At 70.0% G+C, this 20,207-nt stretch carries 20 protein-coding genes; 12 read left to right on the top strand and 8 right to left on the bottom strand.

What is annotated here, in order from left to right; all coding sequences use genetic code 11:
- The first annotated feature begins 246 nt into the window (after positions 1-246).
- The 6 genes from HJD23_RS40425 to HJD23_RS40450 all read left to right on the top strand — a co-directional run bounded on the left by HJD23_RS40425 (position 247) and on the right by HJD23_RS40450 (position 5,578).
- Positions 247-897 carry a DUF4360 domain-containing protein gene (locus HJD23_RS40425; protein ID WP_171117134.1) on the top strand — a complete coding sequence of 217 codons (651 nt, stop codon included), beginning with the start codon at positions 247-249 and terminating at the stop codon, positions 895-897.
- Between the two features lie 223 nt (positions 898-1,120).
- Positions 1,121-3,181 (top strand): discoidin domain-containing protein, encoded by a 2,061-nt coding sequence (locus tag HJD23_RS40430; RefSeq protein WP_171117136.1) that lies wholly within the window; start codon positions 1,121-1,123, stop codon positions 3,179-3,181.
- Between the two features lie 487 nt (positions 3,182-3,668).
- Positions 3,669-3,821 carry a hypothetical protein gene (locus HJD23_RS40435; RefSeq protein ID WP_171117138.1) on the top strand — a complete coding sequence of 51 codons (153 nt, stop codon included), beginning with the start codon at positions 3,669-3,671 and terminating at the stop codon, positions 3,819-3,821.
- A gap of 4 nt (positions 3,822-3,825) precedes the next feature.
- Positions 3,826-4,029 (top strand): hypothetical protein, encoded by a 204-nt coding sequence (locus HJD23_RS40440; protein WP_171111911.1) that lies wholly within the window; start codon positions 3,826-3,828, stop codon positions 4,027-4,029.
- Positions 4,030-4,199: 170 nt separating this feature from the next.
- The gene (locus HJD23_RS40445) at positions 4,200-4,607 is read left to right on the top strand and encodes an SseB family protein (RefSeq protein ID WP_171117140.1); all 408 of its coding nucleotides are present in this window, start codon (positions 4,200-4,202) and stop codon (positions 4,605-4,607) included.
- A 164-nt stretch (positions 4,608-4,771) separates the two neighbouring features.
- Complete coding sequence (locus HJD23_RS40450; RefSeq protein WP_171117142.1) at positions 4,772-5,578, top strand: MBL fold metallo-hydrolase; 807 nt, start codon at positions 4,772-4,774, stop codon at positions 5,576-5,578.
- Positions 5,579-5,590: 12 nt separating this feature from the next.
- Here HJD23_RS40450 and HJD23_RS40455 read toward each other — a convergent pair whose 3' ends face one another.
- The 7 genes from HJD23_RS40455 to HJD23_RS40485 form a co-directional block, all read right to left on the bottom strand.
- On the bottom strand, positions 5,591-5,860 hold the full coding sequence (locus tag HJD23_RS40455; protein ID WP_171117144.1) for a hypothetical protein: 270 nt from the start codon (positions 5,858-5,860) through the stop codon (positions 5,591-5,593).
- Between the two features lie 110 nt (positions 5,861-5,970).
- Complete coding sequence (locus HJD23_RS40460) at positions 5,971-6,360, bottom strand: MarR family transcriptional regulator (protein WP_171117146.1); 390 nt, start codon at positions 6,358-6,360, stop codon at positions 5,971-5,973.
- Between the two features lie 78 nt (positions 6,361-6,438).
- Positions 6,439-6,795, bottom strand: a complete 357-nt coding sequence (locus HJD23_RS40465; RefSeq protein WP_171117148.1) for a VOC family protein — start codon at positions 6,793-6,795, stop codon at positions 6,439-6,441.
- A gap of 129 nt (positions 6,796-6,924) precedes the next feature.
- Positions 6,925-7,956, bottom strand: a complete 1,032-nt coding sequence (locus tag HJD23_RS40470; protein WP_171117149.1) for a LacI family DNA-binding transcriptional regulator — start codon at positions 7,954-7,956, stop codon at positions 6,925-6,927.
- A complete protein-coding gene (locus HJD23_RS40475; protein ID WP_171117151.1) occupies positions 7,953-8,858 on the bottom strand; it encodes a carbohydrate ABC transporter permease in 906 nt (301 codons plus the stop codon). Before HJD23_RS40475 ends, HJD23_RS40470 begins: the two co-directional genes overlap by 4 nt.
- On the bottom strand, positions 8,855-9,793 hold the full coding sequence (locus tag HJD23_RS40480; protein WP_171117153.1) for a sugar ABC transporter permease: 939 nt from the start codon (positions 9,791-9,793) through the stop codon (positions 8,855-8,857). Before HJD23_RS40480 ends, HJD23_RS40475 begins: the two co-directional genes overlap by 4 nt.
- Entirely contained in the window at positions 9,790-11,106 is a 1,317-nt protein-coding gene (locus HJD23_RS40485) for an extracellular solute-binding protein (protein WP_171117155.1), read from the bottom strand. The genes HJD23_RS40480 and HJD23_RS40485 overlap by 4 nt, the downstream gene beginning before the upstream one ends.
- Positions 11,107-11,287: 181 nt before the next feature.
- Between HJD23_RS40485 and HJD23_RS40490 the strand changes: the two genes are divergently transcribed.
- The 3 genes from HJD23_RS40490 to HJD23_RS40500 all read left to right on the top strand — a co-directional run bounded on the left by HJD23_RS40490 (position 11,288) and on the right by HJD23_RS40500 (position 15,536).
- Complete coding sequence (locus HJD23_RS40490; protein ID WP_171117157.1) at positions 11,288-13,309, top strand: beta-galactosidase; 2,022 nt, start codon at positions 11,288-11,290, stop codon at positions 13,307-13,309.
- A gap of 111 nt (positions 13,310-13,420) precedes the next feature.
- On the top strand, positions 13,421-14,983 hold the full coding sequence (locus HJD23_RS40495; protein WP_171117159.1) for an arabinogalactan endo-1,4-beta-galactosidase: 1,563 nt from the start codon (positions 13,421-13,423) through the stop codon (positions 14,981-14,983).
- Positions 14,984-15,248: 265 nt separating this feature from the next.
- On the top strand, positions 15,249-15,536 hold the full coding sequence (locus HJD23_RS40500; RefSeq protein ID WP_171117161.1) for an ArsR family transcriptional regulator: 288 nt from the start codon (positions 15,249-15,251) through the stop codon (positions 15,534-15,536).
- Positions 15,537-15,641: 105 nt separating this feature from the next.
- On the opposite strand, the gene HJD23_RS40505 is transcribed toward HJD23_RS40500, so the two are convergent.
- Positions 15,642-16,691, bottom strand: coding sequence for an acyl-CoA desaturase (locus tag HJD23_RS40505; protein WP_240980932.1), 1,050 nt, complete (start codon positions 16,689-16,691; stop codon positions 15,642-15,644).
- A gap of 230 nt (positions 16,692-16,921) precedes the next feature.
- Here HJD23_RS40505 and HJD23_RS40510 point away from each other — a divergent pair, with 230 nt between their 5' ends.
- The 3 genes from HJD23_RS40510 to HJD23_RS40520 are packed head-to-tail and all read left to right on the top strand — an operon-like array spanning position 16,922 to position 20,117.
- Entirely contained in the window at positions 16,922-17,599 is a 678-nt protein-coding gene (locus HJD23_RS40510) for a FadR/GntR family transcriptional regulator (protein ID WP_171117165.1), read from the top strand.
- Positions 17,596-19,056: an amino acid permease gene (locus HJD23_RS40515; RefSeq protein WP_171117167.1), complete on the top strand. Its 1,461-nt coding sequence runs from the start codon at positions 17,596-17,598 to the stop codon at positions 19,054-19,056. The genes HJD23_RS40510 and HJD23_RS40515 overlap by 4 nt, the downstream gene beginning before the upstream one ends.
- A 44-nt stretch (positions 19,057-19,100) precedes the next feature.
- Positions 19,101-20,117, top strand: a complete 1,017-nt coding sequence (locus HJD23_RS40520) for an asparaginase (protein ID WP_171117169.1) — start codon at positions 19,101-19,103, stop codon at positions 20,115-20,117.
- Positions 20,118-20,207 lie beyond the last annotated feature (90 nt).

Here is a 20,207-nt window from a genome sequence, read left to right on the forward strand (position 1 = left end):
ACAAGACGAGCGGGGATGGCCGGATACAGTCCTGTCCGCCCGATCGCCCCGCCCCTACGATGCGAGCGCTCCCGACCTTCACCGTGCCTTCACAGCTTCCCCCCGGGTCGGGGCGCGCTGGGCTCCACATGGGCATGGAAGTTGACATGTTCATGACTGAACCATCGTGGTTGCCACCCCCCGAACAGAGGGCCCGAACGGAAACCCCGAACGGAAGCCCCCTACCGAAGCAGAGATGGGAGAACCATGGCTGCCGGCCTGCTCCTCAGCAGCGCGATCGGCGCGCTGCTCGCCACCGCGGTACCCGCGCAGGACCCGTCGTCCGGTTTCGTCGACCCGCCCCCGGACCGCATCGTCATCAAGGTCGCCACGGTGAACGGCTCCGGCTGCCCGCAGGGCACCGCCGCCGTCGCCGTCTCGGCGGACAACACGGCCTTCACGGTCACGTACAGCGACTACCTCGCCCAGGTCGGCGGCACCTCCGACCCCACGGCGTTCCGCAAGAACTGCCAGCTCAATCTGATCGTGCATGTGCCGCAGGGCTTCACGTACGCCATCGCCAGCGCCGACTACCGCGGCTTCGCCGCCCTCCAGCCGGGCGCGAGCAGTATCCAGCGGGCCTCGTACTACTTCCAGGGCTCCCCGAACACGGCGTACAGGAGCCACCCCTTCAGCGGGCCCTACAACGACAACTGGCAGGCCACCGACACCACCGACTGGGCCCAGCTGGTGTGGGCGCCGTGCGGCGTCCAGCGCAACTTCAACATCAACACCGAGCTGCGGGTCAATGCGGGCAGCTCCGACCCGGCCAAGACAAGCTTCATGACGATGGACTCGACGGACGGGGACATCAGCACCATCTACCACCTGGCGTGGAAGGAGTGTCCCGGCACCTGACATCGGCCTGTGCCCCGGTTGCCGGGGGCGACCGGCGACCGGGGCACAGGCGTACCACGACTGCTCAACGGCTGGACAGCGCACAGCTCTTGACGTCGAATGTGCCGCTGGCCATCCTCGTCGCAATACCGCGCCGTTCATGACAACCCGTCAGTAGCGGCCCCGCCAGGGCCTGGCTCGTCGACCGTGCCATCCCGCCGACCGAGGGACGTGGGTAACGACCATGGCTCCACGACGCCCGAACCGCCGCCGCAGACACGTCACCGTCGTGTCGCTGCTGCTCCTCGTGCTGGCCACAGTCCTTGGCCCGGCGCCGAGTTCGGCGGCCGGAGCCGACTGGTGGAACCCGGTCGCACGGCCCGCCCCGGACTCGCAGATCAACGTCACCGGCGAACCGTTCACCGGCACCACCCCCGAGGGCGAGGTGCGCGGCTTCGTCGACGCGCACAACCACCTGTTCTCCAACGAGGCGTTCGGCGGGCGGCTCATCTGCGGCAAGCCCTTCTCCGAGGCCGGTATCGCCGACGCGCTCAAGGACTGCCCCGAGCACTACCCGGACGGCTCGCTCGCCATTTTCGACTTCATCACGGGCGGCGGCGACGGCAGGCACGACCCGGTCGGCTGGCCCACGTTCAAGGACTGGCCCGCCCACGACTCGCTGACCCACCAGCAGAACTACTACGCCTGGATCGAGCGGGCCTGGCGCGGCGGCCAGCGCGTCCTCGTCAACGACCTCGTCACCAACGGCGTGATCTGCTCGGTCTACTTCTTCAAGGACCGCAGCTGCGACGAGATGACGTCGATCCGGCTCCAGGCCAAGCTGACATACGACCTCCAGGCCTACGTCGACAAGATGTACGGCGGCCCCGGCAAGGGCTGGTTCCGGATCGTCACCGACAGCGCGCAGGCCCGCCAGGTCATCGAACAGGGCAAGCTGGCCGTCGTCCTCGGCGTCGAGACCTCCGAACCGTTCGGCTGCAAGCAGATCCTGGACATCCCGCAGTGCAGCAAGAAGGACATCGACAAGGGGCTGGACGAGCTGTACGCCCTCGGCGTACGCAGCATGTTCCTGTGCCACAAGTTCGACAACGCGCTGTGCGGGGTCCGCTTCGACTCGGGCGCGCTGGGGACGGCGATCAACGTCGGGCAGTTCCTGTCGACCGGCACCTTCTGGAAGACGGAGAAGTGCACCGGACCCCAGCACGACAACCCCATCGGCGGCGCGGCGGCGCCCGAGGCCGAGCAGAAACTCCCGGACGGCGTGGACGTCCCCGCGTACAACGCGGACGCCCAGTGCAACGTCCGCGGGCTCACCGAGCTCGGTGAGTACGCCGTGCGCGGCATGATGAAACGCAAGATGATGCTCGAGATCGACCACATGAGCGTCAAGGCCACCGGCCGGGTGCTCGACATCTTCGAGGCCGAGTCGTACCCGGGTGTGCTGTCCTCGCACAGTTGGATGGACCTCAACTGGACGGAGCGGGTCTATTCCCTCGGCGGCTTCATCGCCCAGTACATGCACGGCTCCGAGGCCTTCAGCGCGGAGGCGAAGCGCACGGACGCACTGCGCGAGAAGTACGACGCGGGCTACGGCTACGGCACCGACATGAACGGCGTCGGCGGCTGGCCGGGCCCGCGCGGCGCGGATGCCCCCAACCCCGTGACGTACCCCTTCCGCAGCGTCGACGGCGGTTCCGTCATCGACCGGCAGACCACCGGTGAACGCACCTGGGACCTGAACACCGACGGAGCCGCGCACTACGGCCTCGTCCCGGACTGGATCGAGGACGTCCGGCTCGTCGGCGGTCAGGGCGTGGTGGACGACCTCTTCCGCGGTGCCGAGTCCTACCTCGACACCTGGGGCGCGTCCGAGCGGCACCAGGCCGGCGTCAATCTCGCCACGGGCGGCTCGGCCACGGCCAGTTCGACGGAGTGGAACCCGTTCACCAGCTATGCGCCGGGCCGGGCCGTGGACGGTGCGCGCAGCACCCGCTGGGCCAGCGACTGGAGCGACGACCAGTGGCTGCGGATCGACCTCGGCGCCACGAACCTGGTCGGGCGCGTCACGCTGGACTGGGAGCGGGCGTACGGGGCGTCGTACCGCGTCGAGCTCTCCACCGACGGCGTGACCTGGCAGACCGCCTGGTCCACGACCGCCGGCGACGGCGGCCTGGACACCGCGCGGTTCACCCCGAAACCCGCCCGGTATGTCCGCGTCCAGGGCCTGGACCGGGGCACCGACTGGGGCTACTCGCTGTACGAGGTGGGCGTCCACAGCAGCTGACACGTATGTACGAATAACGCGCATCTTGTGCGAATTTCCTCTGGTCTGATCTGATGCGGCATGCCCGTGCTGTGGATATTTCTACGCGTCGGAAGGGGTGGCGGGGCATGGCGAATTACCCTGGCGCACAGCGCCGCCGGGCGTAGGTGTCCCCGAAGTGCTGGAAAGGGGAGGACGGTTGGCAGGAATCACGGTCGCACGATGGCTGGACCGGCTCCGTGTGCGGAAAGCCCCGGGTTTCCGGGTTGTCCGTCGCACTCCTTCGAGTGACCCTCTCGCCGCGTTGGTGAGGACAGCGCAGCAGCTCGACTACGGCGCGGGCCGCGTCGGCGGGGCGGTGGGGGGCGACCGCAAGCGGTAGGAGCGGTGGCGGCGGGCGCGTCGGGCCTGCCACCCGAGGCCCGCCCGCCGCGGCCGCCGCCAAGGCCGGGTCAGGGGCCTTCCGGCCGACCCGGCGATCCGGAATCCGTGTTGCTTGACTCAGGCAATGGCCAGGCCCCGCTCGGCGATGACGGTCGCGCCGCTCGTGCGGCTCGCGGTCGGCGACCCGGCGGCCGCCGAGCCGCTCCCCACGCTGCTGCGACTCTCCGGCTACCGGACCACGACCGCCCGCACCGGCGCCCAGGCGCCGGCCGGGTGAGGGAGTGCCGGTTCGACCTGGTGATCCTGGACGTGCTGCTGCCGGCCAGCCCAAACTTCCCGGCATCCCTAGCATCCCCGGCATCGAGACGTGTCAGGGCCACGGCGGCGACGCCGACGGCGGCCTGACCGGGCTCGCCGACAAGCGACTCGCGGCCAACGGGGAGGGCACGGTGCTGCGGCTGAGCCCGGAGGGCAGCGGCGACTGAGGGAATGCCCAGGCCGGCGCCCCGTGGTCCACGGGCGATGCGGGCGGACAGGATTGCCCGACGCGGAACGGGAATGTTCGCCGCCCGCCGGGGTACGCGTCGAGGGCCGCACCGGAGTCCGATCTTGGCCCGGGCGGGCCCCCACGACCGCCACGACCAGGGAATCCGCCATGGACACACCCGCCAACGACCCCACACCCACACCGGCCCAGCGGGCGCTGGACGCGCTCGTCGTGAACACCGAGGACGAGTCGGCGCTGGACACGCTCGCGAGCAGCGAGGTGCTGGTCCCCGTGCCGGACGACGCCATGGACGAGGAGGCGGCCGACCCCACGGCGGTGGCGCTGCCCGTGCTGGAGGAACCGGACGGGCGCCCGGTGGTGCCCGTGTTCACCTCCGAGCTCGAGATGGCCGAGCTGCTGCCGTTCGTGTCCCGCTACCGCCTCGTACCGCTCGGCGCCCTCGCCTCGCAGTGGCCGTCCGACGACCTGTCCCTCACCATCGACGGCAGCTCGTCGCACGGCCTGACGCTCACCTCGGACGGCGTCCGCACCCTGCTGGCCCGTCGGCAGGCCTGAGTCCGGGCGTTCACCTCGGGTGAACGCCCACGTCACACGGGATCCGCCGCGCCGACGTGTGCCGAGGTCGGCCGGAAATGTCCCCCGCGCCGGGGTGGTCACGCCCCGCGCGACGGGAAGACCCCAGCGAAAGGATCCGCAGCGAAGGAACGTCGGGGGTCGTCTTGAGGGTCGTCCTGCTCGGCACCGCGGCCAGTGGCGGCTTCCCGCGGTGGAACTGCGGCTGCACGCCGTGCGCCGCCGCCCGGGACGGAAAGCTGCCCTCCCGTACGCAGGAGGCGGCCGCCGTCACCGGCAACTCCCGGGACTGGTGGCTGCTCAACGCCTCGCCGGACATCCGCGCCCAGCTCACCGCCACCTCCGCGCTGTGGCCGGGCCCCGGACCCCGGCCCACACCGGTGCGGGGTGTGCTGCTCACGGACGCCGAACCAGAACCCGTATCCGGGCTGACCGAGCTTCGCGGGGAACCGGGCCTGAAGGTGTACGCCGCGCCACCGGTCCTCGCCGCGCTCGCCCCCGCTCGCGCCATGATCGACCGGTACGCGTCGTGGGAGTGGCACGACAGCCTCACCACGGGCGGGTTCGTGCTCTCCGGCGGCCTGGTCGTCACCGCCCACCCCGTCGGGGTGTCGGCGCCGGCGTATCTGCCCCGGCGCACCGCCGACGAGTGCTGGGTGACGGCGTACCGCATCGAGGATCTGGCCACCGGCGGTGTGCTCGTCTACGCGCCACGCCTGGCCGGACGGGACGCGGAGCCGGCCGAGCTGCTGGCGGGCGCCGACTGCGCGGTGCTGGACGGTACGTACTTCGCGACCGCCGACGCCGCCCTCGCCCCGCGGTCCGGGCTCCGTCGCATCCACACCCGCCTCGACGAGACGAGCCCCCTTCTCGACCCCGCCTCGGCGGCACGGGCGCGGGCGGCCGAGGCGGGCATCGAAGTGCTTCCGGACGGGGTCGAGTTCGTCCTGTGACCCCCTCGGGTGTCACTCGGTGGTGAGGTCCAGGAGCTGGTCGGCGGCGGTGGTGTTGCCCGCGTCGGCCAGGCGGCGCAGCTCATCGAGGTCGCCCTGCTCGGTCGCGACCTCGATGAGCTGGTCGGTCGCGGTGCTGCTGCCCCGGTCGGCGAGGCGGCGCAGCTCGGCCAGGTCGCCCCGTTCGGCGGCGAGTTCGACCAGCTCGTCGATCGCGTCGGGGTCGCCGCTGTCGGCCCGCTCCCTCAGCAGGATGAGCGCGGTCGGGTCGGAGTCGGTCATGTTCGGCACCTCTCGTGTTCGGTGGCCCGGTGTGGGCAGCCTTTCCCGAGGCACGATGTCCGTCACGACCAGGTACCCCGGCGGGCGGCCCGCCGTCAGGGGGAACCGGCTCAGCCTTCCAGGGTCCGCGCCAGTGCCGCCCGCTGCAGGGGCAGCACCTCGGCGTGCAGGGCGCGGCCCTTGCGGGTCAGGGCGACCCACACGCCCCGCCGATCCTCGGCGCACACGGAGCGTTCGACCAGGCCGTCCTTCTCCAGCCGGCCGATCAGGCGGGAGAGGGCGCTCTGGCTGAGGTGGACCCGTCCCACCAGGTTCTGCACCCGGCAGTGGTCGCCCTCCTCGGGCGCCGCGGTGGCCAGGATGTCCAGCACCTCGAAGTCGCTCGCGCCGAGCCCGTGCGGATGGAGCACGCGGTCGATCTCGCAGATCGTGCGCGCGTGCACCGACAGGATGTCCCGCCACCGCTGTTCCAGGCCGGTGTCGGCCGTGTTCGCTGCCATATCCGCACGGTAACACCGATCCGGCCATTTGTTGAGTGTGCAACTAGTGCGTGTGCAAGGAGCGCTTCGAAGCAGGGCTCAGTCGGTCTTGTCCTCGTCCTGGAGCAGGCCGACGAGGTTGCCGTCCGGGTCCTTCACCGAGGCGATCAGCCGACCGGCCCCGACGTTCCGTACGTCCTGCAGCGTCTCGGCGCCCGCGGCCAGCAGCGCCGCGAGCGTGGCCCGGATGTCGGCCACGTGCCAGTAGGGCACCGGACCGGTCAGGCCGTGCGCGTGGCCGTTCGGGTCGAGGCCGATCTCCTGTTCGGCGGCCCGGAACCCGACGTAATACGGCTGCTCCGTGTGCGGTTCCACCCCCAGCAGCGCGCTGAACAGGGACTTCGCCCGGTCGAGGTCCTTGACGGGGTAGATGATCGTTTGCAGGCCGGCGGTCATGGCGTACTCCTCCGTGTGGCGTGGTCCGACGGTCGTTTCCGTCGGTGGTCTCACGCTAGGCCGGGGGAGTGGCGGACGGCTTCTCCGATCCTGATCGGTCGCTCACGCGGCCCTGCCGTCCCCGCGTCCTCACGTCGACTCCCGCTTCACCAGCTCCGTCGGCAGGATCACCGCCGCCGGATCCTCGCCGCCGATCTGCGCGAGCAGCACCCGCACCATCTCGGCGCTGATCCGGTCCCACGGCTGCCGTATGGTCGTCAGCTCCGGGCTGGCGGCGAGGGCGGCGGGGGAGTCGTCGAAGCCGCCGACCGCCACGTCCTGCGGCACCCGGCGCCCCGCCCGTTGCAGTGCCGTGAGCACGCCCTGCGCCATCAGGTCGGACGCGACGAACACCGCGTCCATGTCGGGAGCCTGCGCGAGCAGCCGCTCGGCGCCCGCCTCGCCGCTGGCCCGGCTGTAGTCGCCGGAGACGATGAGGCGGTCGTCGATCTCGACACCGGCCTCGGTGAGCACCTCTCGGTAACCGGCGAGCCGCTCCACACCGCCGGGCGTGTCCAGCGGACCGGTGACGACGCCGATCCGGCGCCGCCCGAGCGACAGCAGATGGCGCACCATGTCCCGGGCGCCGTCCCGGTCGTCGGCGGCCACGTAACTCACCTTCGAGCCCAGCCCGATCGGCTTGCCGCACGCCACCAGCGGCACACCGGCCTCACGCAACTCCTGCGCCACCGGATCCCCGGAGTGGCTGGAGACCAGCAGCACCCCGTCGACGTGCCCGGCGGTGATGTACCGCGTGATGCGCCGCCGTTCGTCCTCCGTCCCGGCCAGCATCAGCAGCAGCGGGATGTCGTGCTGGGCCAGCGCCTGGGTGCAACCGCGCAGCAGGACGTTGAAGTTGGGGTCCTCGAAGAACCGCTCCTGCGGCTCGGTCAGCAGAAAGCCGACCGAGTCCGAACGCCCGGTGATCAGCGAACGGGCGTGGCGGTTCACGACGTAACCCGTCCTGCGGATGGCGGCGTTCACCGCCTCCTGGGCGGACGGGCTGACGTAGTGGCCGCCGTTGAGCACGCGTGAGACGGTGCCGCGCGAGACGCCCGCCTCGCGCGCCACGTCGTGAATCGTCGGCGGCTTGCGCCGGCCCCCCGTGTTGCTCATGGTCATGACTTTACGGCTCCGGAGAGCAGATCGAGACTCCAGAACCGCTGGATGACCAGGAACAGCGCGACCAGCGGGAGCACCGCGAGGAACGCGCCCGTGATCACCAGCGTGTACAGCGCCGGTGTGTTGGCGCCCTGCTCCAGCAGCGTGTACAGGCCGAGCGTGATCGGGAACTTCTCGTCGTCGCTGAGCATGATGAACGGCAGCAGGAAGTTGTTCCAGATCGCCACGAACTGGAACAGGAACACCGTCACCAGCCCCGGGATCATCATCGGCAGCGCGATCCGGGTGAAGATCCGCCACTCGTTCGCCCCGTCCATCCGGGCGGCCTCCACCACATCGGCGGGCACGGCGGCAGCGGCGTAGATCCGCGAGAGGTAGACGCCGTACGGCGAGAGGATCTGCGGCAGCAGCACGGACAGGTACGAGTCCGTGAGGTCGGCCTGGGCCAGCAGCAGGTACTGCGGGACGGCGAGGATCACCGGCGGCATCAGTACGCCCGCGAGCAGCACGTTGAAGATGGCCTCGCGGCCCCGGAAGCGGTACGTCGCGAGCGCGTAGCCGCTCACGGACGACACCGCCGTCGACAGAAGGGCGCCGAGACCGGCGTAGAGGGCGGAGTTGCCCATCCACTGCCAGTACACGCCGTCGCGGTAGGCGCTCAGATCCGAGAGGTTCTCGGTGAATCCCGTGCCCGGCAGGAACGTGAACGTGGAGAACAGCTCGCTGCCGGACTTGGTGGACGCGATCACCACCCAGGCGACCGGCAGCAGGCAGTACAGCGCGCCGAGCAGCAGCGTCACCGTCGGGACCAGCGCGATCCGGCGGCGCAGCGGCGGGCCCTGGGCGGTGCCCGGGGTCGTACCGGCCGCCGGGGCGGCCTTGCGGACGGCAAGAGAACTCATCGTGCGGCTCCTTGACTGTCGTCCCGCTTGTTCCGACGGTTCGCGGCCCGCAGGAAGCCGAAGGACAGCACCAGCGTGGCGAGCGCGATGATCACGGCCTGGGCGGCCGCCGCGTGGATGTCGCCTTCGCCGAAGGCGTCCCGGTACACCTTCATCAGCGGACTCCAGGTCGTCGACACGGAGTTGGTGAGCGGTTTGAGGGTGGTCGGCTCGTTGAACACCTGGAGCGTCGCGATGATCGAGAAGAAGAAGGTCAGCACCAGCGAGGGCGCCACCATCGGGATCTTGATCTTCAGTGCGATCTGCATCGGGGTCGCGCCGTCCAGCTTCGCCGCCTCGTACACCTCGGCCGGGATGGCCTGCAGCGAGGTGTAGATGACGATCATGTTGAAGCCGGTGCCGCCCCACACCGCGATGTTCGACAGGGCGAGATAGAGCGGACCGCCGTCCAGCAGATCCGGCTGCGGCAGGCCCAGCTTGTCCAGCACGAAGTAGAAGGGGCTGACGTCCGGCAGGTACAGAAAGCCCCACAGCAGGGCCGCGACGACGCCGGGGATGGCGTACGGCAGGAAGATCGCGAGCCGGGTGAAGGGGGCGAGCCGGACCTTCTCCGAGTCGAGCATCAGAGCGAACAGCAGGGCGAGGCCCAGCATCACCGGGACGACGATGCAGCCGTAGCCGAGGACGCGCAGCGCCCCGTTCAGCAGCTCGCTGTCGGAGAGGGCGTCGGTGTAGTTCTGCAGGCCGGCCCAGACCTCCCTCCGCGCACCGGAGCCCAGACCGAGGCCGGAGACCTGCACCTTGCGGAAGCTGAGCCAGATCGCGTACCCGATGGGCAGCGCGAAGAACAGGGCGAAGAGGATGGTCGCGGGAAGGAGGAAGGCATACGGGGCCCCCTTGACCCCGTACGACTTCCGGCGTGCCGTGCTCGTCACTCCGCGACCTCGAAACCCTGCTTCTTCATGTCGGCGACCGTGTCGTCCTGCATGGTCTTCAGGGCGGCGGTGAAGTCCGACTTGTTCTTGGCGGCGGCGCCGAAGGCGTCCTTGAAGGAGGTGTAGGCGACGTTCACGTTCGGGCCCCACGCGGACGGCGCGGTGGTCTCCGCGATCTCGGCGGCCGTGGTGTAGAAGTCCGCCTGGTTCGAGAAGTAGTCCGGCGGCGTGGTGAACGCGCCGCTGAGCTGGGCGGACGTGGACGCCGGGTAGATGCCGCTCTCCTTGGCCAGCGCGTTCAGGGCGTCGCCGTCGGTGTTCAGCCAGGCGGCGAACTTCGCGGCGGCCTCCTTGTGCCGGGAGTCGGTGGTGACGGCGGTGGAGGAACCGCCCCAGCTGCCGGTGACGTTCTCGCTCGCGGACCACTGGGGGAGCGGGGCCATGGCCCACTTGCCCTTGGTGTCCGGCGCGGCCGTGGTCAGCGTGCCCGGCGCCCACACGGCGCTGACCCAGGCGATCTGCTTGCCGGTGTTGAGCGCCTTGTTCCAGGCCGGGGTGTACATCGGCTGGTTGTCGATGGCGCCCTCCTCGACGAGGCCGCCCCAGAACGTGGCGACCTTCTGCGTCGCCGCGTCGTCGATACCGACCTTCCACTTGTCGCCGGAGGTCGTCCACCACTTGGCGCCGGCCTGCTGGGCGAGGCCCGCGAACAGGCCGGAGTCGTTGGCGGAGAAGGTGGTGAGGTCCTTGTCCGGGGCCTTCTTCTTCAGCGCGCGGGCCGTCTCGGCGAACTCGTCCCAGGTGGTGGGGACCGTCAGGCCGTACTCCTTGAACAGGTCCTCGCGGTAGTAGAACATCATCGGCCCGATGTCCTGCGGGACGGCGTAGACCGCGTCCGTGCCGAGCGTGGTCTGCTGCCAGACGCCCTCGGCGAACTTGCCCTTGGAGTCGGCGACTTCGCCGGATATGTCGGCGAGCGCGTCATTGCTGACCAGCGTCGGCAGCGCCTGGTACTCGGCCTGCACCAGGTCGGGGGCCTTGCCCGCCTTGTGCGCGGTGAGGATCTTGGTGACCAGCGTGTCGCCGGACGCCTGCTTCTTCACCGTGACCGTGATCTGGTCCTTCTTCCCCGGCCCCTTGTTCCACAGGTCCACGACCTTGTCCATGCCGGGCGTCCAGGTCCAGTACGTCAGCGAGACCGGGCCCGACTGGGCGTCGCCGTCGTCGGACGAGCTGCAAGCGGCGAGGGCGGCGGTGCCGAGCGTGACGGCGACGGCGGATGCCACGAGGCGGCGGCGCTTCGTGTTGGGCATGGATCTCTCCCCTGACCTGGGTCCTCGCCTGCTGCGAGTACCTGCCATGCTTCTGTGAGCGTTCACAGTAGAGAAACATCCCGGACACTTGTCAATGGTTGTTGCTGTGCGGTTATGTTGGGCTCGCACTGCCGACAGTGTGTGTGCACGTTCCCAAATGATCGATTAAACGGAGAGATCCATGCCGGAGACCACCCCCAAGGGCCTCACCAGGCTCGCCTTCGGTGGGGACTACAACCCCGAGCAGTGGCCGGAAAGCGTCTGGCACGAGGACGTCCGGCTGATGCGGGAGGCCGGCGTCTCCATGGTGAGCGTGGGGATCTTCTCCTGGGCGCTGCTGGAACCCGTGCCGGGCCAGTACGACTTCGGCTGGCTCGACCGTCTGCTCGACCTGCTGCACGAGGGCGGCATCAGCGTCGACCTCGGCACGCCGACCGTGGCACCGCCGGTGTGGTTCTACCGGGCCCACCCCGAGGCGCTGCCGGTCACGGCCGACGGCACCCGCTACGAGTTCGGCTCGCGCGGCGCCATCTGCCACAGCAACGCCGACTACCGCGCGGCCGCGGCCACCATCACGACGCGGCTCGCCGAGCGCTACGGCGACCACCCCGCGCTCGCGATGTGGCACGTGCACAACGAGTACGGCGTCCCCGTCTCCGCCTGCTACTGCGACTCCTGCGCCGCGCACTTCCGCCGCTGGCTGGCGACGACGTACGGCACGGTCGAGGCCGTCAACGAGGCCTGGGGCACGGCCTTCTGGGGCCAGAACTACACCGACTTCGCGCAGATCAACCCGCCGCGCCGCACGCCCACCGTCGGCAACCCGGGACAGGCCCTGGACTACAAGCGGTTCGCCGACGCCACCATCCGCGAGAACTTCCGCATGGAGCGGGACATCCTGCACCGCCTCTCGCCGGGCGTCCCCGTCACCACCAACTTCATGACCGCGCTCAGCCAGTGCGACTCCCTCGACTACTGGGCCTGGGGCCGCGAGGTCGACCTCGTCACCAACGACCACTACCTGATCACCGACGGCCGCCGCACCCATGTGAACCTGGCGATGGCCGCCGACCTGACCCGCTCGGTCGCGGGCGGCGCGCCCTGGCTGCTCCTTGAGCACTCCACCTCGGGCATCAACTGGCAGGCCCGCAACCCCGCCAAGGCACCCGGGCAGATGGCCCGCAACTCCCTCGCACACGTGGCACGCGGCTCCGAGGGCGCGATGTTCTTCCAGTGGCGCCAGTCCCGGCGCGGCGCCGAGAAGTTCCACTCGGCGATGCTCCCGCACGCCGGCACCGACACGCGCGTGTGGCGCGAGGTCGTCGAACTCGGCGCCTCACTCGACTCGCTGAGCCCGATCCGCGGCACCCGCACGGTCGCCGACGTGGCCGTCCTGTGGGACTGGCACTCCTGGTGGGCGCAGAACCTCGACTGGCGCCCGAGCGAGGACCACGACGCCCGCGAACGCGCCGACGCCTTCTACGAGGTGCTCTACGACCGCCACCTCACCGTCGACTTCGCCCACCCGGAAGCCGACTTGTCGGCGTATCCCCTTGTCGTCGTACCCGCGCTGTACCTGATGACGGAGGCCGCCGGACTCAATCTTCAGCGGTATGTCGAGAACGGCGGCACCCTCGTCGTGTCGTACTTCTCCGGCATCGTCGACGAGCACGACGCCGTCCACGAGGGCGCCTACCCGGGCCCGCTGCGGGACGTCCTCGGCCTGACCGTCGAGGAGTTCTCGCCGCTGCTGAAGGGTGAGCAGGTCCGCATCACCGGCCCCGACGGCTCCGAGCTCGGCGCCGACGTGTGGACGGAGTTCGTCGTGCCGCGCGGCGCCGAGACGGTGTGGACGTACGCCGACGGCCTCACCGCCGGCCACCCGGCCGTCACCCGGCACCGCCTCGGCGAGGGCACCGCCTGGTACGTCTCCACCCGCCTCGGCCACGACGGCCTGGACGCCCTGCTGGGCTGGGCCGCCGAGGACGCGCGGCTCGACCCGCGCGCCGACCTGCCCCACGACGTCGAAGTCGTGCGCCGCACCGGCGAGTCCGGCACCTTCTTGTTCGCCCTCAACCACACCGCCGCCGACGCCAAGGTGCCGCTGGAGTCACCCGGCACCGAGCTGCTGACCGGCGAACGCGCCGTCGGCCGCCTCGCGGTCCCGGCGGGCGCCGTACGGGTCGTACGACTCGACGGCTGAGCCGACTCCCCTCCGCCCGCGTGTGCCACGAGAGCCGTGGGCGGAGGGGCGCCCCCTCATCCCCACAGGAGGGGGCTCCCCATCACCATCACGTCGAAGGGACGACGGACGATGAGGTTCCATCCCAGACGCACGCTCAGGGCCCTGCTGCTGCCGCTCCTGGCCGGGCTCGCCCTCACCGCACTGCCCGCCCGGACCGCGAATGCGGCCGGCACGCTCACCAACGGCGGATTCGAGGCCGACGGCACCGGCGCGGCCACTCCGAGCGGCTGGTCCGAGTACGGCTCGACCGGCGCCTCGTACGTCGAGGCCGGTGGCCGCAGCGGGAGCCACCGGCTGAGCCACTGGGCGTCCACCGCCTACAAGGTGGAGACGTACCAGTACCTGTCCGGGCTGACCAACGGCACCTACAAGCTGACCGCCTGGGTCCGCTCCGGCGGCGGGCAGAAATCCGCGTACATAGCCCTGAAGAACTGCGGCAGCGCGGAGCAGCGCACGGATCTGCCGGTGTCCGCCAGTGGGTGGATCAGGATCGTCGTGCCGATCAATGTGACCAACAACCAGTGCACCATCAGCATCAACAGTGACGCGAACGCGGGCAACTGGATCAACGTTGACGACCTGACCTTCACGTCGGGCACGTCCGGTACGTCGATCAAGGGTGCCGACATCTCGTCCCTCGCCAAGAGCGAGGCGCTCGGCGGCGTCTACCGGACCAGCTCCGGCGCCACCAGTGACCCGCTCGCCATCATGAAGTCCTCCGGCATGAACTACGCGCGCCTGAAGGTCTGGGTCAACCCGGCCGACGGCTACAACAACAAGACGCGCGTGCTGGCGATGGCCAAGCGCGTCAAGGCGCAGGGCATGAAGCTGCTGGTCGACTTCCACTACTCGGACACCTGGGCCGACCCGGGCGCCCAGAGCAAGCCGGCGGCGTGGGCGGGCCACTCGTACAGTCAACTCAGGACGGACGTGTACAACCACACGTACGACGTGTTGAACGCGTTGAAGGCACAGGGCACCACCGCCGACATGGTCCAGGTCGGCAATGAGATCAACGGTGGCATGCTGTGGAACGAGGGATCAACCAACAACTGGACTCAGCTCGCCGGACTGCTCAACAGTGGATACGACGCCGTCAAGGCGGTCAACTCGTCCACGACCGTCGCGCTGCACCTCGCCAAGGGCGGTGACCTGTCCGGCACCCGCTGGTGGTTCGACAGCGCCGTCGCGAACGGCGTGAAGTTCGACGCGATCGGGCTGTCCTACTACGGCTACTGGCACGGCACGCTGTACGACTTCCAGACCACGCTGGACGACGCGGCCGCCCGCTACGGCAAGCCCGTCTTCGTCGCCGAGACGGCCTACCCCTTCCGTCTCGACAGCGAGGACGCGCACGAGAACATCATCGACCTCGCCGGCGAGCTCGTCCCCGGCTACGCGGCCTCGACGGCCGGGCAGACGCAGTGGATGAAGGACATCGCGAGCATCGTGGAAGCCGTCCCGAACGGCCGCGGCCTCGGCGTCTTCTACTGGGAGGCGACCTGGACCGCCGTCACCGGCAACGGCTGGGACCCGACCGACGCGTCCTCCGGCAACGGCTGGGAGAACCAGGCCCTGTTCGGCTACGACGACAGGGCACTGCCGGCGATGGCGTGGTTCGGCCACCGCTGAGGGGATTCGACGGGGGCTCCAGAGGTTCGGCGGGGCTGAGGTGAGGACCCCGCCGGGTTGATCCCAGGTCCCAGGACCCCAGGACCCGGCCGCGAGAGTGGGCACCTCCGCGGCCGGGTCCTCGCTCCCTGTTCCACGGTTCCGCGACATTGAGTCGAAGGCCCGTTCGATCCCGGTCAAGTCCGGTGGTGTGCCGGGCGGGGCGGCTTGCCCGGCGTCACAGTGGGAAAGCCCCACGTAGAGGGCCCGGACCAAGGGGGACGTGATGCTGAGGACTCCCGCCAACGACACCCGCCTGCGCATCCTGGAGTGGCTGAAGGATCCGGTCGCCCACTTCCCACGCCAGCGGCACGCCGACCTCGTCGCGGACGGGGGCTCGACCGACGCCGTCGCCGCGAAGCTCGGCGTCCGCCGCACGGTGGCCCACACCCACCTCACCCTCCTCGTGGACCTCGGCGTGCTGCGCGCCAAGCGCGTCCGGCGCCGCACCTACTACCGCCGCGACGAGGTCCGGATCGCCGAGGTGGCCCGGATGTTCGAGAAGGGCTGGTAGGCCGGCGTAACGTCGGGCCGCGTTTCCGTGCCGCGTGACGGCCGGTTCGGCGCGGCGTTCGCAGACCGCCGCCGCGCCATCCCCGCCGGAGCCGCGGTTTCGGCGTCAGTTCTCGCCGTCCCGCAGCGGCTTGCCCACGCTCCTGAGGTGGCGCAGTGCCTCGCGGTGCGAGGCGAGCAGCCCCGTCTGGTGATACGGGATGCCCAGCTCGGCGCAGTACCGCTCGGTGATGACCTGGGCCCTGCCGAGCGCCGGCGTCGGCATGCTGGGGAAGAGGTGGTGTTCGATCTGGTAGTTGAGCCCGCCCATGAAGGCATCGATGAGCGCCCCGCCCCTGACGTTGCGCGAGGTGAGGACCTGGCGGCGCAGGAAGTCCAGCCGCATCCCCTCCTCGATCATCGGCATCCCCTTGTGGTTGGGGGCGAACACCGAGCCGAGGTAGATCCCGAACAGGCCCTGGTGGACGGCGGTGAAGGCGAGCGCCTTGGCGGGGGAGAGGACGGTGAACAGGGCACCGAAGTACACGACGAAATGGACGACGAGCAGCGTCCCCTCCAGCACCGGCCGTTTCATCGACGGTTTCCTCAGCGCCTTGAAGCTGGCGAAGCTCAGATTCAGCCCTTCCAGGGTGAGCAGTGGAAAGAAGAGCGCGGCCTGGTGCTTTCCGACGAATCGGGGCAGCCCCTTTGCCTTGCGGGCCTGCCGCTGTGACCACACCAGAATGTCGGGGGAGACGTCCGGATCCTTTCCCTCGTGATTCGGATTCGCATGGTGCCGGGTGTGTTTGTTCATCCACCAGCCGTAGCTCATGCCCAGCAGCAGATTGGCGACCAGCAGACCGCCGGCCTCGCTGGGGCGTCGGCGGGAGAAAACCTGCCGGTGGGCGAGGTCGTGGGCCGCAAGCCCGAGCTGGCCGAAGACCACGGCCAGGAAAGCGGCGACGATCAGCTGGCTCCAGCTGTCCCCCAGCGCGAAAAACGCCCCGATGCCTCCCGCGAGAGCGAGAGCCACCGCCCCGAAACGCACGGTGTAATACAACGGACGGCGCCGCAGCAGCCCAGCCTCGGCTATGCGACGCGACAGTTCGGAAAAGTCGCTTCCCTTTTGCTGGGCGCCTTCTTCTTCGCGCGTGGACAAGTTCCCCGTGAGCACCATTGGATTGGCCATGGGCTTCAGTATGTGAACGATTTTCCCGCGGCAGAATGACGTCTTCCCCCCAAGCGGGGTGCGGGTAGCCCCACCGCCGAAACGGGGGGTCCACCGGTTTGCGGCGCGCTCCCGGCACCTCGGCCGCTTGACACCGCCCGCCGGACACCCGGAGTATCACCTCCGTGAACCTGTCAGACAGCCAGACAGGTGGGACGGGCCCGCGACGCGTCAGTGCCATGGAAGCGGTGCTCTCCCACCTTCGCGGCGCCATCGAGCGCGGCGAGTACGCGATCGGCGACAAGCTCCCCTCCGAGGCGGAGCTCTGCCGCACACTCGAGGTCTCCCGGCCCGTGCTGCGGGAGGCCCTGCGCGCCCTGCAGACGATGGGGCTGACCGTGGCCAAGACCGGCAAGGGCACCTTCGTCGTCGCGAGCAGTGTCGAGGACCCCACCTTCGGCGACTACGCGGCCAGCGACCTGCTGGAAGTGCGCCGGCACGTCGAGATCCCGGTCGCCGGGTACGCGGCGGTGCGCCGCACCCCGGAGAACCTCGACCTCCTCGCTCACCTGCTGGACCGCATGGAGCGGGAGACGGACACCACCGCGTGGGTCGCGATGGACACCCTCTTCCACCTGGCCGTGGCCGAGGCCGCCCAGAACCCGGTGTTCCGCCGGGTCATCGAGGAGATCCGGGACGCTCTGGCCCGCCAGTCGGCGTTCCTGAACGAGCTCGGCGGACGGCGTGAGCAGTCCAACCGGGAGCACCGGGCGATCGTCGAGGCGCTGGTCGACGGTTCCGAGCACGACGCGGTCGAGGCCATGTCCCACCACCTCGACCGGGTCGAGACCACCCTCACTGACATCGTGCGCTCCGCGCGCACGGACACCCCCACGGAAGGCGGACCCGAGGCGTGAGCGAGCAGTCCCTGCACGACGAGGTGCAGCCCGGGCTTATGCAGAAACGTTCCGGCCATGTTGACGCCGGAGACGAGGGCTACAGCAAGTCCCTGAAGTCCCGGCACGTCAACATGATCGCCATCGGCGGCGCCATCGGCACCGGCCTCTTCCTCGGCGCCGGCGGCCGCCTCGCCGACGCGGGCCCCTCCCTCTTCATCGCCTACGCCGTCTGCGGCGCCTTCGCCTTCCTCGTCGTGCGCGCCCTCGGCGAACTCGTGCTGTACCGGCCGTCCTCCGGCGCCTTCGTGTCGTACGCCCGGGAGTTCCTCGGAGAGAAGGGCGCGTACACCGCGGGCTGGATGTACTTCCTCAACTGGGCCACCACCGGCATCGCCGACATCACCGCGGTCGCCACCTACACCCACTACTGGGGCATGTTCTCCGACATCCCGCAATGGGTGATCGCATTGATCGCATTGACTGTGGTCCTTGCCGTCAACCTGATCTCGGTCAAGATCTTCGGTGAACTTGAATTCTGGTTCGCCATCGTCAAGGTCGGCGCGCTCGTCGTCTTCATGTTGATCGGCATCTTCCTGCTGGTCACGCAGCACCCGGTCGACGGCCACACCCCCGGCCCGTCCCTGATCACCGACAACGGCGGCCTCTTCCCGAGCGGCCTGCTGCCCATGCTGCTGATCATCCAGGGCGTCGTCTTCGCCTACGCATCCGTCGAGCTGGTCGGCGTCGCCGCCGGTGAGACCGAGAACCCCGAGAAGATCATGCCGAAGGCGATCAACTCGATCATGTGGCGAGTGGGCCTGTTCTACGTCGGCTCGGTCGTCCTGCTCTCGATGCTGCTGCCCTGGTCCTCGTACAAGGCGGGGGAGAGCCCCTTCGTCACCGTGCTCTCCAACATCGGCGTCCCGGCGGCCGGCGGCATCATGAACCTCGTCGTGATGACCGCGGCGATGTCCTCCCTCAACTCCGGTCTCTACTCCACCGGCCGCATCCTGCGCTCCATGGCCGTCGCCGGATCCGCCCCGAAGTTCACCGCGCGGATGAGCCGCAGCCAGGTTCCGTACGGCGGCATCCTGCTCACCAGCGGTATCTGTGTCCTCGGTGTCGGCCTAAACTTCGTCGTTCCCGCGGAGGCGTTCGAGATCGTGCTGAACTTCGCCGCGATCGGCATCCTCGCCACCTGGGGCATGATCATGATCTGCCACCTGCGGTTCTGGCAGCGGACCCAGCGCGGCGACCTCACCCGCCCCGGCTACCGGCTGCCGGGCTCCCCTTGGACCGAAGTCGTGACGCTGGCGTTCCTCGCCTCCGTCCTGGTCCTCATGTACGCCGACGGCGGCGCCGGACGCACCACCGTGCTGTGTCTGCCGCTGATCGCCGGAGCCCTGGTCGCGGGCTGGTACGCCATCCGCGGCCGGATCACCCCCAACCCCACCAACCCCGGATCCGGCGCGTGACCCGCGCACCGGCCCACCCCGACCCCTCAGTGAACCAGGCAGTGATGTACACCAGCTCCGTCACGGACGCACCCCCCGTTCGTGAGCCCCTCCACGCCCCCGTCGCCCACCTCATACGCGGCGGGATCGTCGAGGGCGTCCACTACGGCTCCGTCGTCGTCCTCGGTGCGGACGGCGAGGTCGTCTTCCAGCTCGGCGACATCGAGGCGGCGTGCTACCCGCGCTCGGCGCTCAAGCCCGTCCAGGCCGTGGCCATGGTGCGCGCCGGGCTGCCGCTCGACGGCGAGCTGCTCTCCCTCGCCGCCGCCAGCCACTCCGGCGAGGAACGCCACCTCGCCGGCGCCCGCCGCATCCTCGACATGGCCGGACTCGCCGAGAGCGACCTGCGCAACGTCCCCGACCTGCCGTTCGACCCGGTCGTCCGGGACGCCTGGGTGCGCGAGGGCCGGATGCCCTCCCGCCTCGCCCAGAACTGCTCCGGCAAGCACGCCGCCATGCTGTACACGGCCCAGCTCAACGGCTGGTCCCTCGGCGACTACCTCGACCCGGCGCACCCCCTCCAGCAGGCCATCGCGGAGATCGTCGAGGACCTCACCGGGCAGCGCGCCGCCCAGGTGACCGTCGACGGCTGCGGTGCGCCCCTGTTCTCCGTCTCCCTGCACGGCCTCGCCCGCGCCGCCGCCCGGATCGTCACCGCCGAGCCCGGCACGCCCGAGGCGCGCGTCGCGGACGCGATACGCGAGCACGCCGAGATGGCCTCCGGCTCCGGACGGGACGTGGCCGCGCTGATGCGGGCCGTGCCGGGGCTGCTCGCCAAGGACGGGTTCGAGGGCGTTCAGGTGGCCGCGCTGCCCGACGGCCGGGCCGTGGCCGTGAAGATCGCCGACGGGGCGAGCCGGGCGCGGATTCCGGTCGCCGCGGCGGCGCTCGCGCGCGCGGGCGTTGATCCAGCGGTGCTCAGCGAGTTCGCGGGGGAGCCGCTGCTCGGTGGGGGGCGGCCGGTGGGGTGTGTGCGGGTGGTTCGGGCCTTGGAGCCGGTTGCGGTGACGCCGTTTGTGTAGTGCCCGGCGCTGAAAGCCGATTCGAAAGGGGACTGCGGGCCGTCGTCGGTCTGCGGGTCGTTTGTGGCTTGTCGCGCCCGCGCGGCGGTA

The sequence above is a fragment of the Streptomyces sp. Z423-1 genome (assembly GCF_013009255.1).
GTDB classification, from domain to species: domain Bacteria; phylum Actinomycetota; class Actinomycetes; order Streptomycetales; family Streptomycetaceae; genus Streptomyces; species Streptomyces gossypiisoli.